This is a genomic window from Streptomyces noursei ATCC 11455 (assembly GCF_001704275.1).
Lineage (GTDB): Bacteria > Actinomycetota > Actinomycetes > Streptomycetales > Streptomycetaceae > Streptomyces > Streptomyces noursei.
Genome location: NZ_CP011533.1, coordinates 6,464,540 through 6,481,221, shown reverse-complemented (window position 1 = coordinate 6,481,221; position 16,682 = coordinate 6,464,540). Strand labels below are relative to the sequence as shown.

Annotated in this window: 15 protein-coding genes; 8 read left to right on the top strand and 7 right to left on the bottom strand. The window is 72.9% G+C overall.

Annotated elements, in window-relative coordinates; all coding sequences use genetic code 11:
* Positions 1-25: 25 nt before the first annotated feature.
* The 4 genes from SNOUR_RS27515 to SNOUR_RS27500 form a co-directional block, all read right to left on the bottom strand.
* Positions 26-598: a hypothetical protein gene (locus SNOUR_RS27515; protein ID WP_079142920.1), complete on the bottom strand. Its 573-nt coding sequence runs from the start codon at positions 596-598 to the stop codon at positions 26-28.
* Positions 599-737: 139 nt separating this feature from the next.
* Positions 738-1,808, bottom strand: coding sequence for a prenyltransferase/squalene oxidase repeat-containing protein (locus SNOUR_RS27510; protein ID WP_067352131.1), 1,071 nt, complete (start codon positions 1,806-1,808; stop codon positions 738-740).
* The gene (locus tag SNOUR_RS27505) at positions 1,805-2,647 is read right to left on the bottom strand and encodes a class I SAM-dependent methyltransferase (protein ID WP_067352128.1); all 843 of its coding nucleotides are present in this window, start codon (positions 2,645-2,647) and stop codon (positions 1,805-1,807) included. Before SNOUR_RS27505 ends, SNOUR_RS27510 begins: the two co-directional genes overlap by 4 nt.
* 77 nt (positions 2,648-2,724) lie before the next feature.
* Entirely contained in the window at positions 2,725-4,086 is a 1,362-nt protein-coding gene (locus SNOUR_RS27500) for a glycosyltransferase family 4 protein (protein WP_067352125.1), read from the bottom strand.
* A 240-nt stretch (positions 4,087-4,326) separates the two neighbouring features.
* Here SNOUR_RS27500 and SNOUR_RS27495 point away from each other — a divergent pair, with 240 nt between their 5' ends.
* A complete protein-coding gene (locus SNOUR_RS27495; protein ID WP_067352123.1) occupies positions 4,327-5,019 on the top strand; it encodes a TetR family transcriptional regulator in 693 nt (230 codons plus the stop codon).
* A 506-nt stretch (positions 5,020-5,525) separates the two neighbouring features.
* On the opposite strand, the gene SNOUR_RS43385 is transcribed toward SNOUR_RS27495, so the two are convergent.
* Positions 5,526-5,852, bottom strand: a complete 327-nt coding sequence (locus SNOUR_RS43385) for a hypothetical protein (RefSeq protein ID WP_079142918.1) — start codon at positions 5,850-5,852, stop codon at positions 5,526-5,528.
* A gap of 191 nt (positions 5,853-6,043) precedes the next feature.
* On the opposite strand from SNOUR_RS43385, the gene SNOUR_RS46405 reads away from it, so the two are divergent.
* On the top strand, positions 6,044-7,306 hold the full coding sequence (locus SNOUR_RS46405) for a helix-turn-helix domain-containing protein (RefSeq protein WP_159425929.1): 1,263 nt from the start codon (positions 6,044-6,046) through the stop codon (positions 7,304-7,306).
* A 106-nt stretch (positions 7,307-7,412) separates the two neighbouring features.
* On the opposite strand, the gene SNOUR_RS27485 is transcribed toward SNOUR_RS46405, so the two are convergent.
* The gene (locus SNOUR_RS27485; RefSeq protein WP_067352113.1) at positions 7,413-7,646 is read right to left on the bottom strand and encodes a ferredoxin; all 234 of its coding nucleotides are present in this window, start codon (positions 7,644-7,646) and stop codon (positions 7,413-7,415) included.
* Positions 7,646-9,097, bottom strand: a complete 1,452-nt coding sequence (locus SNOUR_RS27480) for an aldehyde dehydrogenase (RefSeq protein ID WP_067352110.1) — start codon at positions 9,095-9,097, stop codon at positions 7,646-7,648. Before SNOUR_RS27480 ends, SNOUR_RS27485 begins: the two co-directional genes overlap by 1 nt.
* Before the next feature lie 219 nt (positions 9,098-9,316).
* Between SNOUR_RS27480 and SNOUR_RS27475 the strand changes: the two genes are divergently transcribed.
* From SNOUR_RS27475 to SNOUR_RS27450, 6 genes are all read left to right on the top strand, one after another.
* Complete coding sequence (locus SNOUR_RS27475) at positions 9,317-10,384, top strand: Strvi_7410 family MBL fold metallo-hydrolase (protein WP_067352108.1); 1,068 nt, start codon at positions 9,317-9,319, stop codon at positions 10,382-10,384.
* A gap of 461 nt (positions 10,385-10,845) precedes the next feature.
* Complete coding sequence (locus tag SNOUR_RS27470; RefSeq protein WP_079143565.1) at positions 10,846-12,195, top strand: SCO2321 family membrane protein; 1,350 nt, start codon at positions 10,846-10,848, stop codon at positions 12,193-12,195.
* Positions 12,192-12,890, top strand: a complete 699-nt coding sequence (locus SNOUR_RS44780) for an SCO2322 family protein (RefSeq protein ID WP_067352106.1) — start codon at positions 12,192-12,194, stop codon at positions 12,888-12,890. The genes SNOUR_RS27470 and SNOUR_RS44780 overlap by 4 nt, the downstream gene beginning before the upstream one ends.
* Positions 12,887-14,116 (top strand): energy-coupling factor transporter transmembrane component T, encoded by a 1,230-nt coding sequence (locus SNOUR_RS27460; protein ID WP_099055861.1) that lies wholly within the window; start codon positions 12,887-12,889, stop codon positions 14,114-14,116. The genes SNOUR_RS44780 and SNOUR_RS27460 overlap by 4 nt, the downstream gene beginning before the upstream one ends.
* Positions 14,113-15,741: an ABC transporter ATP-binding protein gene (locus tag SNOUR_RS27455; protein WP_067352099.1), complete on the top strand. Its 1,629-nt coding sequence runs from the start codon at positions 14,113-14,115 to the stop codon at positions 15,739-15,741. Before SNOUR_RS27460 ends, SNOUR_RS27455 begins: the two co-directional genes overlap by 4 nt.
* Positions 15,738-16,676: an ECF transporter S component gene (locus SNOUR_RS27450; RefSeq protein ID WP_067352095.1), complete on the top strand. Its 939-nt coding sequence runs from the start codon at positions 15,738-15,740 to the stop codon at positions 16,674-16,676. The genes SNOUR_RS27455 and SNOUR_RS27450 overlap by 4 nt, the downstream gene beginning before the upstream one ends.
* Positions 16,677-16,682 lie beyond the last annotated feature (6 nt).

Here is a 16,682-nt window from a genome sequence, read left to right as displayed (position 1 = left end):
AGGAGTTCCACCGTCGGCACCCCCGTCAGCCGCCCAGTTGGGACGTCGTGGGCACCTGGTCCTTCACCTCGGCGCCGTTCTTCTTCCCGACGTCCTTGACGTTGTTGATGACGTTCTGGAACTGGTCGACGTCGGCGGTGCCGGCCTCGCCCTTGCGGAGCTTGGTGCCGAGGTTCTTCAGCGATTCGATGCCGCTGTTGAGCGGGGCCAGCGCCTTGGAGAGCGTCGGGTCGCCCTCGGCGTTGCGCACCGCGGCCTTGAGCCGGTTGTAGGTGAAGACCCCGGCCAGGCCCGCCTTGACCAGCGCGGTCTTGCGGTGCTTGGCGCCCTTGTTGAAGCCCCCGGCCTTGTACGGCTTGATGATCCACTGGTAGGTGGCGCCGGCCGCCAGCCCGGCGTTGGTCACGAAGCGGGTCTTGGCGAACTTCTGCTTCTCCAGCGAGCTGGTGGGGCTGGGGGAGCCGCCGGCCTCGCCCTCGTTCTTCTTCGAACCGCCGCAGGCGACGGCGCCCAGGGTCAGGGCGCAGGCCAACAGCAGCGCGACGACGCCCCTGCGCAGGGCGGCGCGGTCTCGGACGGGGGGCTGCGGAACGGTCACGGCGCGCCTCCGGCGGGCTCGGATCGGCTGGGGAACATCGTCCGCAGCCTGACCCGCCCGCCGGAGGGCCGCCACCGGGCAACGGCCAGATGGGGGTGGCCCGTACGCCGGGCCGGTGGGCGGATGTCCCCGGGGGCGACTACCGGCAGCAGTCCGGCGCCAGCCCGGTCGGCAGCCGCTCGCCGCCGAAGACCGAGGTGGTGGCCTCGTCACCGCCGAGCGCGGCCACCGCCAGCAGCACCGAACCGGCGGTCCACGACGTCAGCTCCCGCGGCCAGACCGTCTTGTCCTCGAAGACGTAGCCGGTCCAGTACATGCCGTTGTCGGCGCGCAGGTGCTGGATCCACTTGAGGATCGTCACGGCCCGGTCGGACTCCCCCATCGCCCACAGCGCCAGCGCCAGTTCCGCGCTCTCGCCGCCGGTGACCCAGGGGTTGGGCACCACGCAGCGCACGCCCAGACCGGGGACGACGAAGCGGTCCCAGTCCGCGTCGATCCGCTCCTGGGCCGCCGCGCCGCGCACCGCGCCGCCCAGCACCGGGTAGTACCAGTCCATGGAGTAGCGGGACTTGTCGAGGAACCGCTCGGGGTGGTGGCGTATCGCGTGGCCGAGGCGGCCGACGGCCAGTTCCCAGTCGGGCTGCGGCTCCTCGCGCTGCTCGGCCATCGCCAGGGCGCAGCGCAGCGCCTGGTAGACGGAGGACGAGCCGGTCAGCAGGGCGTCGCGGACGGGCGTGCCGTCGTCCTCCCGTTTCCAGCCGATCTCGCCGCCGGGCTGCTGGAGTTCCAGGACGAACTCGATCGCCGCGTGGACCGCCGGCCACATCCGGTCCAGGAAGGTCTCGTCCCCGGTGGACAGGTAGTGGTGCCAGGCCCCGACCGCCAGGTACGCGCAGAAGTTAGTCTCCCGGCCGCGGTCGGTGGGGGCGTTCGGGTCGCCGTCGGCGTAGGCGGCGTACCAGGAACCGTCCGGGTTCTGGTGCCGGACCAGCCAGTCGTAGGCGGCCTCGGCGCGCTCGTGCTCGCCGGCCGCGTCCAGTGCCATGGCGGCCTCGGTGTGGTCCCACGGGTCGAGGTGGTGGCCGCGGAACCACGGGATGGCGCCGTCCGTGCGCTGGGTCGCCAGGATGCCCTCGACCGTGCGGGCGGCCTGTTCGGCGGTGAGCACCCCCGGCAGGACGAGCCGTTCGGTGCGCCCGGGACTCGTCACTTGGCGGCCCCGCGGGCGGTGGCGGGCTTGGCGGCGGTCTTGGTCGCGGTGCGGGTGCGCTTGGCGGCCGGCTTGGCGGCGGCCGTCGTCTCCGGCGCGGTCTCCGTCTCCGCCTCCGCCTCGGGCAGGTGCGGCTTGGTGGCGTAGGCGACGAAGCTCTTGCCGATGAGCGGGTTGAGGGCCTGTTCGGCGAGGCGGGTGGCCAGCGGCTTCTTCATGATGTCCCAGACCAGCAGCTTGTGGTACGCCTTCACCGGCAGCGCCTGGTCGTTGTCCACGCCGAAGGCGCACTTCAGCCACCAGTAGGGGCTGTGCAGCCCGTGCGCGTGGTGGGTGCCGTACGGCTCCAGGCCGGCTTCCCGCATCTTGCCCAGGAGTTCGTCGCCGCGGTAGATGCGGATGTGGCCGCCCTCGACCTCGTGGTAGGCGTCGCTGAGCGCCCAGCAGACCTTCTCCGGGCCGTAGCGCGGGACGGTGACCGCGATCCGGCCGCCGGGGCGCAGCACCCGGACCATCTCGGCGAGCACGCCCTTGTCGTCCGGGATGTGCTCCATCACCTCGGAGATGATCACGACGTCGAAGCTCGCGTCGGGGAACGGCAGCGCCAGTGCGTCGCCCTCCATGGCCACCGCGGAGGCGCCCGCCGGGGCCTCGCCGGCCTCCTTCATCGCGGCGAACCACTTGGCGACCTCGCGGATCTCCTCGCCGTTCCGGTCCAGGGCGACGACCTGCGCGCCGCGCCGGTAACACTCGAAGGCGTGCCGGCCGGCGCCACAGCCCAGGTCGAGTACGCGGTCGCCGGGAGCGAGCGGGAATCGGGAAAAGTCGACGGTCAGCACGGCGTTTACGCTTTCGTCCGGCGGTCAGGGGCGGGGTGAGGTGCGGCGTGGGCGGTGGGAGGGCGGCATGGTGGGGGTCACCGGCGGCCGGCGACCGGCGAAGCGGCGGACCGACCCGCCTGGCGGGCGATGGCCTCGCGGTAGCGCTCGGCGGTGCCGATGGCGGCCTGCCGCCAGGTGAAGCGGGCCAGCACCCGCTCCCGGCCGGCCGCGCCCAGCCGGCGGCGGAGCGCCTGGTCGCCCAGCAGCCGGAGCAGGCCGGTGGCGAGCGCCCCGGCGTCGCCCGGCGGCACCGCGAGGCAGGTCTCGCCGTCCGGTCCGGCGACTTCGGGGATGGCGCCGCCGGTGGTGGCCAGCAGCGGTGTGCCGGTGGCCATCGCCTCGGCCGCGGGCAGCGAGAAGCCTTCGTAGAGGGAGGGCACACAGGCGATCTGGGCGCCGCGCACCAGGTCGACGAGTTCGGCGTCGCTGATGCCCTTGACGAACTCGATGGCGTCGGACAGTCCGAGGCGTTCGATGGCGGCGGCGACCGGCCCGTCGTCGGCCCGCTTGCCGACCACGACCAGGTGGGCGTCGGGGTTCTCGGTGCGCACCTTGGCCAGCGCCTCGACGAGGTGGATCAGCCCCTTGAGGGGGACGTCCGCGCTGGAGGTGGTGACGATCCGGCCGGGCACCTCCGGGACGGACGGGTCCGGCGAGAAGAGGTCGGTGTCGGCGCCGATGTGCACGACATGGATCCGGTCGGTCCGTACGCCGAGGTCGTCGACGATCTCCTGGCGGGAGGAGCCGGAGACGGTGAGCACCGACGGCAGCCGGCGGGCCACCCGCTTCTGCATGCGGGTGAAGCCGTACCAGCGGCGAACCGAGGCGCGGCGCTTCCAGTCCTGCGCGGCGGCCAGGTCCAGTCGCCGGTCGACGGTGATGGGGTGGTGGATCGTGGTGACCAGCGGGGCGCCGAGCGCGGTCGGGCCGCCGAGCAGGCCGTAGCCGAGGGTCTGGTTGTCGTGGACGACGTCGAACTGTCCGCGGCGGGCGGCCAGATGGCGCCGGGCGCGCAGGGAGAAGGTCAGCGGTTCGGGGAAGCCGCCGGTCCACATCGTGGCGACTTCGAGGCCGTCGATCCAGTCGCGGAACTCGTCGCGCCCGGGGGTGCGGAACGGGTCGGGCTGGCGGTAGAGGTCGAGGCTGGGCAGTTCGGTCAGCGTCACGCCCTCGTCCAGGACGGGGTAGGGCTGGGCGCCGATCACCTCGACGGTGTGGCCGAGGCGGGCCAGTTCGCGGGAGAGGTGGCGGACGTAGACGCCCTGACCGCCGCAGAACGGGTTCCCCTTGTACGTGAGCATGGCGATCCGCAGGGGACGCTCGGGGTCCGTCGGGGCGGAGGCCGAGGGGGTCTCCGCCGGGCGGGGCGCGGCTGCCTGGACGGCCTCTGCGGTCACGCACGGCCCCCTTCTCACTGGACTTTCGCCGGAGCGTAACCGCTGGCGGTAATCTAGAACAAGTTTCAGAACTGAAAAGCTACTGATCAGTTCACCGAGTTTCGAATCTACCGGCCGGGAACGGAGCGAAAAGAGCCGCACCAGGTGATTCGCACCACGACAGGACCCCTGCCATGCTGTGCCGATCACACACCACCGGCACTCACCGCATCGCGGACGGAAAGCCACGGAATGGGACACATGACTACGGAATCCAAGGCGGCCGGGCCGGCGCTTCCGGCGAGTCCTCCCCTGACCGAGCGTCAGGAGGCCCGGCGCCGCCGCATCCTGCACACCAGCGCCAAGCTGGCCAGCCGCGGCGGCTTCGACGCCGTCCAGATGCGCGAGGTGGCCGAATGCTCCGGAGTCGCGCTCGGCACCCTCTACCGCTACTTCCCGTCCAAGGTGCACCTGCTCGTCGCCACCATGCAGGACCAGCTCCAGCACATGCACGAGACGCTGCGCAAGCGCCCCCCGTCGGAGGAGGACCCCGGCGCCCGGGTCGCCCAGACGCTGATGCGGGCCTTCCGCGCCCTGCAGCGCGAACCGCACCTGGCCGACGCGATGGTGCGCGCGCTGACCTTCGCCGACCGGTCCGTCAGCCCCGAGGTGGACACCGTCTCCCGCCTGACCACCGCGATCATCCTCGACGCCATGGCCCCGCCCCTCGCCCACGCCCCTTCGAAGGGGCCGGCGCGCCCCTCCGCCCCGCCCACCCCCGAACAGCTCTCCGCGGTCCGGGTCATCGAGCACACCTGGCACTCGGCGCTGATCACCTGGCTGTCCGGACGCGCCTCGATCGCCCAGGTGAAGATCGACATCGAAACCGTCTGCCGCCTGATCGACCTGACGACCCCGGACCGGACGCAGGACCGCCGCCCTCCCTCCACATAACCTCCCCCGCACCCGGGCAATCGACCCACAAGGGGCCCTCCGGCCCCCTACGGGTCCGGAGTCACCGCACGTCTACCGTGGGTCGGTCCGGTTCACCATCGGGGGACGCCTGCCGCTTCGGCGAACGCTCACCGAAGCGGAGTCTGCCGGGCTACTCCTCAGGCGTCACCTGCCGCCCCCTCTCACGGCACAGGGCACACGGCTCCTTACACGGGGGCACCGGATCACCGGGAAGCACGAAGATGACACCTTCGCCCGTCGCCACCAACGGCGGCCTCTGCTCCTGCGGCCTCAACTCGGCCCGCTCGGTCATGACTTCGCCTTCCGCTGGTGCGGGTGGCGGCGCAGCTCTACGTTGCAGTCGCTCACCCACGACAGATTCCCGACGGCCCGAGCGCCCTCTCTCTGCCTGGCAAGCGCCAGGCGGACGTCACACCCGGCAACCGGCTCAGGTTCCGGCGCCGGAAGCGGGTCCGGCAGGTGAACGGGGCGGCACCTGCGGGGCATCAGCTCACCGCCTCCGCACCGTGAATCCAGCGCGGCCCGGCGTCGATGCCGTGCACCGCGAGCCACAGTGCCCGCCGCCCGCGCCGCAACGGTCGTTCCCGTCGGCGCCACTCCTCGTGCGTGAGGACGTACGGGCGGATCAGGGGTGCGTCCTCGCCGCGCAGCAGCGTCCACTCGGGCCGCCGGACCGACGCGCGAGGTGGTACAGGGATCGGGGCGCCCTCACGCCTCGCAGCGGACGGCGCGCCTGCCGCACGGTGGCAGCCCCGGGCGGGCAACTGCGCCCTCATCAGCAGTTCACACAGCCACGCGCCATGTTTGCGCATGTCGTCAACCTCCAGCGGTTGGCAGCCATGCCCCGGGCCGTCGCCACGGTCGCAGGGGCCTTCTGCGCCGCCCACCCTTCCGCCGTGGCCGTGCGATCGTAAGTCGGCCATGGGTCACCCATCATGGGTGTGTGCGTGGTGCCGGGAAGTAGCATGAGCGATAACCATCATTCGGCTACCGGGAGTTGGCCATGAAGCCATCAACTGCGCTCCCCTCAGAGGTACTAGCCCGGAGTGATGTCCGGGAATCCATTGAGGCACATGACTTTGGCCGGCTCTTTCACCTCGTTCGAAAATGGGCCGGGATCAGCTACAACCGAATCGGGGAAGCATGCGATATCAAGTCTTCCCGCATCAGCGAGCTCGCGCGGGGCGAGGGTTCGATTACCACACTAACGAAAATCGAAAAGATAGCCGATGCCCTTCGCATCCCAGGCTGCATGCTGAGACTCGCATCCAGGCCATGGGAGTCGATGACGAGAATCGCTGATGCGCATACCGACCACGCCGCACCGCGACGGGTCTCCATTTCGGATGAAGCGCAGGGCGATGAATACGTGGAGGCGATTCGCGAAACCTCGCAACGGCTGATCGCTCTTGACAATGAACTCAACGGGTTACCGATTGCAGACATGGCGGCGCGCTCGTTTAAAGCAGTGTATCGCCGCCTCGGCTGCGGTGACCCCGAACCGAGGTGCGAGCGAGATATTCAGGCTGCGGCCGCAGAACTTGCGGAGGTCGCCGGATGGGCCCTGTTCGACGCGGAGAAATACGAGGCTGCACGACGATTCAATCAAGAGGCCCTATTTCTAGCGCGAATGTCTGGGGATCGGGCTATTGAACTCCTGATTCTGCAGAACATGAGTATGCAGTCCGGGTGGCAAGGGCGATCACGGGAAGAGGCGGCTATCGCCCGGTCGGTTCTTGACCAGCGGAACCTGTCGCCACGCGTTGAAGCGATCTTCAGGATGCGCGAAGCCAGGGGCCTATTCACTTCAGGTCGAACGACCGAGGCCATGAAGACATTCGACCGGGCGCGTTCCCTTCTCCAAGATGGCGCGAGAAGCAGCGACCCTTTCTGGGCCTGGTGGATCAGCACCGATGAAATCAACGGGCATCTGGCTCTCGTACTCCAAAACTCGGGCGACTGGAGATCCGCCATCCCGCTGCTCCAGGAAAACCTGTACAGTCAACGTCGCCCACGGGTCGGCTACCAGGGAATCTATTCCGCGCGCCTCCTCGCCTCCTTCCTGAAGGAGAAGGCGTGGCTGGAAGCGGGCGAATTGCTGGAGTCCATCATTCCGACTGTTTCTGAAATTGGTTCGATGCGCACGTTGAATCTGTTGAGGGGAACTGTCGCGTTCGGGGAAGGGTTGGCTGACGTTCCTGAGAGTCTTCAGGATGTCCTCCACGGAGTGAGTCAGGCCATGCAAGAGGATCCGTACACGCTGTGAGCGCAGGAACCAGCTGAGCCCGTCGCCCGAACATGACACCTGCGACGGCTGCGTTCTCCAGCGTGGGCCCGCAAGGGGCCCACGCGCCCCCTACGGGACCCGCCGCTCACTCCTCCGGTGGGAACACCGCCTCCCCGGTCTCCAGCGCGGTGATCGTGATCGCCTCCACCGGGCACCCCTCGGCCGCCGCCAGTACCCCGTCCGCGGCCTCGGTCTCCGGCTCCACGGGGTGCGACTGTCGCGCCGCGTCCAGCCGGAACCGCTCCGGCGCGGTCCCCGCGCACAGCCCCGACCCGATGCAGACGCCCCGGTCCACCGCCACCCGCCAGCGCTCCGTCATCAGGCACCCGCCGGCAGGTGGATCATCTTGTGCTCCAGGTACTCGCCGAACCCCTCGGGCCCGAACTCCCGCCCGATGCCGGAGTTCTTGTAGCCGCCGAACGGCCCGAGCATGTCGATGCTGAAGGTGTTCACCGAGTACGTCCCGGTCCGCACCCGTCGCGCGATGTCGATGCCGCGCTCGACGTCCGCCGTCCACACCGACCCCGACAGCCCGTACTCCGAGTCGTCGGCGATCCGCACCGCCTCCTCCTCGTCCCCGTACGGCAGCAGGCAGATCACCGGCCCGAAGATCTCCTCCCGCGCGATCCGCATCCCGTTGTCGACCCCGCCGAAGAGCGTCGGCTCGACGTACCAGCCGGTCGACCGCCCCTTCGGCCGGCCGCCGCCGGTCAGCACCTCGGCGCCTTCCTTCTGCCCCAACGCGATGTAGTCCAGCGAGCGCTGCTGCTGGCGACGGGCGACCAGCGGCCCGACCTCCGTGGCCGGATCCAGCGGGTCGCCGACGGTCAACGCGCCCGCCGCCGCGGCGAACCGCTCGGCGATCTCGTCGTAACGGCTGCGCGGGGCGAGGATCCGGGTCTGCGCCACGCACGCCTGCCCGTTGATCATCCAGGCGAACGGCACGATCCCGGCGACCGCCGCGTCCAGATCCGCGTCCGGCAGGATCACCGCCGCCGACTTGCCGCCCAACTCCAGCGTCACCCGCGTGAGGTTGCGGGCCGCCACCTCCATGACCCGCTTGCCGGCCGCCACCGACCCGGTGAACGACACCTTGTCCACGCCCGGGTGCCCGACCAGGTACTCGCTGACCTCCCGGTCGGCCGGCAGGATCGACAGCACCCCCTCCGGCAGCCCCGCCTCCGTCACGATCTCCGCGAGCAGATAGGCGTCCAGCGGGGTCTCCGGCGAGACCTTCAGCACCACCGAGCACCCGGCCAGCAGCGCCGGCGCGAGCTTGGCGGCGGCGGTGAACTGCGGGACGTTCCACGGCACGACGGCCGCGACCACCCCCACCGGCTCCCGCCGCACCAGCAGCGGCCCCAGCACCCCGGCCCGCCGCTCCTCGAACGGGAACTCCCGCGCCACCGTGAGCGCCGCGTCCCACGCCATCATCGCGGCCAGCGACTGCACCATCACGCCCGAGGTGACCGGCGTCCCGTTCTGCGCGCCGATGACCCGCGCGAACTCCTCGCTGCGCACCGCGAACGCGTCCTTGATCCGGCTCACCACCGCGATCCGCTCGTCCAACGGGGCGTTCGCCCACACCCCCGACTCGAAGGACGCCCGGGCGGCGGCCACCGCCCGGTCCACATCGGCCCGCGCGGCGTGCGGCACCCGCCCGATGACCTGCTCGCTGTGCGGCGAGACGACCTCAATCGTTTCCGAGCCGGCCGGGTCGACCAACTCACCGCCTATATAGAGCTTTCCGTGCTCGACGAGGTCGCTCACAGCTGCCGCCTCCCGACGGTCTCGACGGATTGCGCTCCGGACGGCAGATTTCTGACACTCCATCAGAATCGCCATCAGAACTGATACCAGTTCCCTCCCACGGAGTCCACGCCCCCTACTCGAATCCCAACTCCCCGTCCACCGCGAGCCGTTCCCCTGGCACTGAAACTCGTTCTAGTTATAGTTGAGGCGACAACGGCGCAGGAGGGGGCGGGACCCATGGCACCGCAGGTGATCGACCACAAGGGCGGGGTGTGGAGCATCGCCGTCCCCATCCCGGACAACCCGCTCGGCCACACCCTCGTCCACCTCCTGGAGACCGACCGCGGCCCGGTCCTCGTCGACACCGGCTGGGACGACCCGGACTCCTGGGACACCCTCACCGCCGGCATCACCGCCTGCGGCTTCACCCCGGCCGACGTCCACGGCGTGGTGATCACCCACCACCACCCCGACCATCACGGGCTCTCCGCCGCGGTGCGGGAGACCTCCGGCGCCTGGATCGCCATGCACGCCGCCGACGCCGCGATGGTCCGGCGCGCCCGCGCGGCACGGCCCGGCCAGTGGCTCGACTACCTGCTGGTCAAACTCACCGCGGCCGGGGCACCGGAGGACCACCTGGAGCCGCTCCGGGCCGCCCGCGCCGGCCGACGCGGGCGGAAGGCGCCCGCCCGACGGGCCGCGCTGCCCGACCGCGGGATCGAGCCCGGCGCCCTCCTCGACCTCCCCGGCCGTCGCGTCCGCGCCATCTGGACACCGGGCCACACGCCCGGCCACGTCTGCCTCCACCTGGAGGAGGCGCACCCCGCCCACCAGGACGCCCGACCCGCCACCTTCGGCCGGCTCTTCTCCGGCGACCACCTGCTCCCCGGCATCACCCCGCACATCGGCCTGTACGAGGACCCCGACGACGTCGCCCCCGACCTGCACGACCGGGGCGACCCGCTCGGCGACTACCTCGACTCCCTCGAACGCATCGCCCGCCTGGCACCGGCCGAGGTGCTGCCGGCCCACCAGCACGCCTTCCCGGACGCCGCCGGCCGCGTCCGCGAGCTGATCGCCCACCACGAGGACCGACTCAGCGACCTCCGCACCCTGCTCCGCGAACCGCTCACCGCCTGGCAGCTCGCCGCCGCCATGCAGTGGAACCGCCCCTGGGACCAGATCCCCGCCGCCTCCCGCAACATCGCCGTCTCCGAGGCCGAGGCCCACCTCCGCCACCTGGTCAAACGCGGCCACGCGGAGCCGGTCCCCGGCTCGCACCCCGTCCGTTACGTGGCGGTATAGCCGGGATTCCCGTAACGGCCCTGTGGTCCCACCCGCCGGGAGAGGCCGCACAGGCCCGCTCCCGACCCCATCGCGGGAAGCCGGCGAAGCGCCGGCGATAAGGTGTGCGGGACAATTTCATCCGTACCCGATCGGGGAAAGCCGGTGTAAATCCGGCGCTGACCCTCCCCCAGGCCCTCGGCTTCGTTCGAGCCCGGGGCCCCCTTTCCGTGAGCACGGCCACCCGCACACCACGGCCGGACGAGCCGGAGCACCCGATGGGGCACGACCAAGGCTCCCGCCACCGGATCCACCGCCCCCGCGGCCGGCCGGTGCGCGGCACCGTCGAGGTATGCGGAGCTGAGCCCGGTGCCACCGCGCCGCACGCCGCACGGGCGGCGCGGCCGGTCGCCCGAGCGCGGCTCGGCTTCGTACCCCGCCGCGAACCGACCGACCCGAGAGGCACCCACCCGATGGCCCGCATGGCCCCCACGGCTCCCCTGACCCCCGCGCCGCAGCCGCAGCCGCACTCCGCCGCTCCCCGGGCGCGCCGCGCCGCCAGGACGCTGGCCGCCGTGGCGACCGCCGCCGTACTGGCCGGCGCCGCGGCCCCCGCCGCGTACGCCGACGGCCCGGCGGCCCCGACGCAACCGAAGCAGCAGAAGCTGCCGAAGGGGCTGTACGGCACCACGGACCCGCAGTACGACGGCGTGTGGCGGCAGTCGCTGGCGCTGCTGGCGCAGCACACGGTCGGGGTGCGCCCGGCGGCGACCGCGGTGGACTGGCTGGCGGGGCAGCAGTGCGCCGACGGCGCGTTCGCGGCGTACCGGGCCGACCCGGGCAAGGGATGCGACGCCCACACGATGCGGGACACCAACCAGACGGCCGCCGCGATCCAGGCACTGGCCGCGCTCGGCGGGCACGGCGACGCGGTGCAGAAGGCCGTGACGTGGCTGAAGTCCGTCCAGCACGCGGACGGCGGCTGGAGCTCGATGCCCGCGGGGCCGGGCGGCGAGGCGAGCGACGCCAACTCCACGGCCGTGGTGATCGGGGCGCTCGCCGCGACGGGCGCGAAGCCGGAGTCGGTGACGGCGAAGGGCGGCAAGTCGCCGTACGACGCGCTGCTGGGCTTCCGGCTGGGGTGCGACGCGAAGGAGGCGGAGCGCGGGGCGTTCACCTTCCAGCTGAAGAACCCGGCGCCGAACGCCGACGCGACCGCGGCCGCGGTCACCGGCGCGCTGGGCAAGGGCTTCGTCGTGGCACCGGCGGGCAAGGACGCCGACCGGCCGAACACGGCCCCGGACTGTGCGAAGGGCGAGGTGCGGGGTTCCGGCGCGGAGGCCCGGACGGCGGCCGCGGACGCCGGCGCCGGCTGGCTCGTCGGGCAGTTGGACGCCAACGGCCAGCACCTGCGGTCCGCGATGCCGGGCGCCGAGCAGCAGCCGGACGTCGGCAACACCGCGGACACGGTGGTCGCACTGGCCGCCGGTGGGCACGGTGCGGACGCCCGGAAGCCGCTGGCGTGGCTGGAGAAGAACGCCGCGGGCTGGGCGAAGCAGAGCGGCCCGGCCGCGTACGCCCAGTTGGTCTTCGCCGCGCACGCCACCGGCACCGACCCGCGGGCCTTCGGCGGCACCGACCTGGTGGCCGCGCTGAACGCCACCGGGCCCGAGCCGGCCGGCAGCGGTGCGCCGTCCGCGCAGAAGGACGCCGCGGACGGGAAGGACGACGGCGGCATCGGGATGTGGTGGGTGATCGGCGTCGGGCTCGCCTTCGGTGCCGGCATCGGCTTCCTGATCAGCGGTCGCAACAAGAACAAGAACGCGCTGTGAGGGTGCTGCGGCAGGGGCGGACCCGGCGGGTCGCCGGGCCGCTGCTGCTGGCGGGGGTGGTGGCCGGTCTGGGTGCCGGGCCCGCGCAGGCGCAGGAGTACCGGTACTGGTCGTTCTGGGACGGCAGGCCGGCCACGGCCGGCGGCGCGGGCGCCTCGTGGGGGTACGCCACGGAGGGGCCCGGCACCGCGCGGCCGGCGGACGGCGGCGTCGTCGGGTTCCGCTTCACGGTGAGCACGGACTCCGCGAAGGCGGCCGGTCCGCGCACCGCCCCGGACTTCGCCGCGCTCTGCGAGCGGACACCGACCAAGCCCGGCAGCAAGCGGGTCGGCGTGGTGATCGACTTCGGTACTGCGGCGGACGCGCCGCCCGACGAGCGTCCGCCGGCGGGCCGGACGGCCTGTGCGCAGGTGCCGACGGACGCCTCGGCGGGCGAGGCGCTGGCCGCGGTCGCCAAGCCGCTGCGGTACGACGCCAATGCGCTGCTGTGCGGGATCGCCGGCTATCCGCGGTCGGGCTGTGCGGAGCAGGTGGACGGCGGCGGGACGGCGGCGGCGAAGCCGACGCCCGGTGCCACCGGCGCCGCGGGCGGGGACGACGGCGGTGGGCCGTCGGCCGGGCTGATCGGCGGGATCGCCGCCGTGGTGGTGCTGGGCGCGGCCGGCGCGTGGCAGGCGCGCCGGCGGCGCGGATGAGCGCCCCGCACGCCACCCGCAGTACCGCGTTGCACGCCGGCGCCTGGTGGGTGTGGGCGCTCGGTCTGGCGACCGCGGCGTCCCGGACCACCAATCCGCTGCTGCTGGGGCTGTTGATCGGGGTGGCCGGCTATGTCGTGGCGGTGCGCCGGACGGATGCGCCGTGGGCGCGGTCGTACGGCGCGTTCGTCCGGCTCGGTCTGCTGGTGCTGGCCATCCGGTTGGTCTTCGCGTTCGTGCTGGGCTCGCCGATCCCGGGTACCCACACCCTGGTGACGCTGCCCGAACTCCCGCTGCCCGACTGGGCGAAGGGGGTCCGGGTGGGCGGCCGGGTCACCGCGGAGGGGATGCTCTTCGCGCTGTACGACGGGCTGAAGCTGGCCACCCTGCTGATCTGTGTGGGGGCCGCGAACGCGCTGGCCAATCCGGCCCGGTTGCTGAAGTCGCTGCCCGGCGCGCTGTACGAGGCGGGGGTGGCGGTGGTGGTCGCGATGACGTTCGCGCCGCATCTGGTGGCGGACGTGCAGCGGCTGCGGGCGGCCCGTCGGCTGCGCGGCCGTCCGGACCGCGGGGCGAAGGCGCTGCTGCAGGTCGGGCTGCCGGTGTTGGAGGGCGCGTTGGAGCGGTCGGTGGCGCTGGCCGCGGCCATGGACGCCCGCGGCTACGGGCGGACCGCTCAGGTGCCGCCCGCCGTGCGGCGGTTGACGTCGGTGTTGACCCTGGGCGGGCTGCTCGGGGTGTGCGCGGGTACGTACGGGCTGTTGGGCGACTCCGGGGGCGGCTACGGGCTGCCGCTGCTGGCGGTCGGTCTGGGGGCGGCGATGGCCGGACTGTGGCTGGGGGGCCGCCGATCGGTCCGGACCCGCTACCGGCCGGAGCCGTGGGGAGTGCGGGCCTGGTTGGTGTCGGGGTCGGGGGTCGCGGTCGCGGCGTTGATGATCGCGGCGAACGGCTACGCGCCGGAGGCTCTGCATCCGCCGGCGGTGCCGCTGACGGCGCCGGTGCTGCCGCTGTGGCCGGCGTTGTCGCTGTTGGTGGGGCTGGTGCCGGCGGTGGTGGCGCCGGTGCCCGCGCGGGCCGGGGGCGGCGCGGGGGCCGGCCGGTCCGCCCGGTCGTCCTCCCCCACCCGGTCCGCCTCGTCCGCCTCGTCTGCTTCGTCTGCTTCGTCTGCTTCGTCCGCCCGTCCCTCCGCTTCCGATCCGTTCACGAAGGAGCCCACCCAGTGATCCGCTTCGAGCAGGTCTCGGTCACCTATGCGGACGCCGTCGAGCCGGCCGTCCAGGGGGTCGACCTGACCGTGCCCGAGGGGGAGTTGTGCCTCCTCGTCGGCCCGTCCGGGGTCGGCAAGTCGACCCTGCTGAACGCGGTGTGCGGGCTGGTGCCGCACTTCACCGGCGGCACCCTGCACGGCCGGGTGACCGTCGACGGGCGGGACACCCGCACCCATCCGCCGCGTGAACTGGCCGATGTGGTCGGCACGGTGGGCCAGGACCCGTTGGCGCACTTCGTCACCGACACCGTCGAGGACGAGTTGGCCTACGGCATGGAGTCGCTGGGGCTGGCCCCGGACGTGATGCGCCGCCGGGTCGAGGAGACCTTGGACCTGCTGGGCCTGGCCGACCTGCGGGACCGGGCGATCGGCACGCTGTCGGGCGGGCAGATGCAGCGGGTGGCGATCGGCTCGGTGCTGACCGCCCACCCCAAGGTGCTGGTGCTGGACGAGCCGACGTCGGCGCTGGACCCGGCGGCCGCGGAGGAGGTGCTGGCGGTGCTGCAGCGGCTGGTCCACGACCTGGGGACGACGGTGCTGATGGCCGAGCACCGTCTGGAGCGGGTGGTGCAGTACGCGGACCAGGTGATCCTGCTGCCGGGGCCGGGCGCGGCCCCGGTGATGGGTGAGCCGGCCGGCATGATGGCCGCTTCCCCGGTCCGGCCGCCGGTGGTCGAGCTGGGTCGGCTGGCCGGCTGGTCGCCGTTGCCGCTGTCGGTGCGCGACGCCCGTCGGAAGGCGGCCCCGCTGCGGGAACGGTTGTCGGCGGCGGCCGCGCCGTCGCCCGGCCCGGCGGCGGCGCCGGCGGCGGACACGGAGCCGGTCGCCACGGTCGCGGGGCTGGGCGTCCACCGGGACCGGACGCCGGTCCTGCACGGGGTCGGGCTGACCGTCCGGCCGGGCGAGACGGTCGCGCTGATGGGCCGCAACGGGGCGGGCAAGTCCACGTTGCTGCGGGCGTTGGTGGGGATGCACCAGCCGTCGGCGGGGTCGGTGCGGGTCGGTGGTGCCGTTCCGCACCGGACCCGGCCGCGGGATCTGCTGCGCCGGGTCGGGCTGGTGCCGCAGGAGCCGCGGGACCTGCTGTCCGCGGACACCGTGGACGCGGAGTGTGCCGCGGCGGACCGGGACGCGGGCGCGCCCGCCGGGACGTGCCGGGAGGTGGTGGCGCGTCTGCTGCCGGGGGTGCGGGGTGCGGCGCATCCGCGGGACCTGTCCGAGGGGCAGCGGCTGGCGCTGGCGCTGGCGGTGGTGCTGACCGCCCGGCCGCCGTTGCTGCTGCTGGACGAACCCACCCGGGGCCTGGACTACGCGGCCAAGGCGCGGCTGGTCGAGGTGGTGCGCGGGCTGGCCGCCGAGGGACAGGCGTGCGTGTTGGCCACGCACGACGTGGAGCTGGCCGCCGAACTGGCGCACCGGGTGGTGATCCTGGCGGACGGGGAGGTCGTCGCGGACGGCCCGACCGAGGACGTGGTGGTCTCCTCCCCCGCGTTCGCCCCGCAGGTCGCCAAGGTGCTGGCGCCGCTGCCGTGGCTGACCGTCGGGCAGGTCGCCCGCTCCCTGGAAGGGGCCTCGGCGTGACGGCTTCGGCCCCGCGGGTGCGGGCGGTGCGGCTGGGCCCGCGGGCGGTGGCCGCGCTGTGCCTGGTGTCGGCGGTCGGTGTGGTGGCGTTCGGCTGGCCGTTGTTGGCCGGTCCTGGTTCCGGGTTGGCGCATTCGCAGGACGCTCCGTGGTTGTTCGCCGCGCTGCTGCCGCTGTTGCTCGCGGTGGTGGTGGCGACCATCTCGGACACGCCCTCGGCGCCGGCCGCGGGGACCCGCGGTCTGGACGCCAAGGCGATCGCGATGCTCGGGGTGCTGGCCGCGGCGGGGGCCGCGCTGCGCCCGCTCGGCGCGGGGACCGCGGGCATCGAGCCGATGTTCTTCCTGATGGTGTTGTCGGGGCGGGTGTTGGGCCCCGGCTTCGGTTTCGTGCTGGGGTCGGTGGCGATGTTCGCCTCGGCGCTGCTGACCGGCGGGGTCGGGCCGTGGATGCCGTTCCAGATGTTGTCGATGGGATGGGTGTCGATGGGGGCGGGGCTGCTGCCGGGCGCCCTGGAGACCCCTGCCGGGCATGGGGGTACCCCCGCTCGGACGAAGTGGGGAGTGGGAGCGGGGTCGCGAGCGCGGGGGCTGCGCGGCCGCCGCGAGTTGGTGCTGCTGGCCGGGTACGGGGCGGTGGCGTCGGTGGGCTACGGATTGGTGATGAACCTCCAGGGCTGGCCGTACATCGGGGGGCTGGCGTCGGGCGTGTCGTTCGTGCCGGGTGATCCGCTCTCCGCCAACCTGACGCGCTTCCTGGCGTACTGCCTGGCCACGTCGCTGGGGTGGGACCTGCCGCGGGCGGTGGTCACCGTCGTGCTCACCCTGACGCTGGGCGGCGCGGTGTTGAAGGCGTTGCGTCGGGCGACCCGGCGGGCGGCGTTCGAGGCGCCGGTGACGTTCGCGGACGAGGCCGGGCGGCCGGGCGGGTCCTGACGGCCC

Coding starts and splice junctions, on each gene's coding strand:
- SNOUR_RS46405 (WP_159425929.1), top strand. CDS start 6,044: ATGAAGCCATCAACTGCGCTCCCCTCAGAGGTACTAGCCCGGAGTGAT.
- SNOUR_RS27475 (WP_067352108.1), top strand. CDS start 9,317: ATGGCACCGCAGGTGATCGACCACAAGGGCGGGGTGTGGAGCATCGCC.
- SNOUR_RS43385 (WP_079142918.1), bottom strand. CDS start 5,852: ATGCGCAAACATGGCGCGTGGCTGTGTGAACTGCTGATGAGGGCGCAG.
- SNOUR_RS27495 (WP_067352123.1), top strand. CDS start 4,327: ATGACTACGGAATCCAAGGCGGCCGGGCCGGCGCTTCCGGCGAGTCCT.
- SNOUR_RS27485 (WP_067352113.1), bottom strand. CDS start 7,646: ATGACGGAGCGCTGGCGGGTGGCGGTGGACCGGGGCGTCTGCATCGGG.
- SNOUR_RS27460 (WP_099055861.1), top strand. CDS start 12,887: ATGAGCGCCCCGCACGCCACCCGCAGTACCGCGTTGCACGCCGGCGCC.
- SNOUR_RS27470 (WP_079143565.1), top strand. CDS start 10,846: ATGGCCCCCACGGCTCCCCTGACCCCCGCGCCGCAGCCGCAGCCGCAC.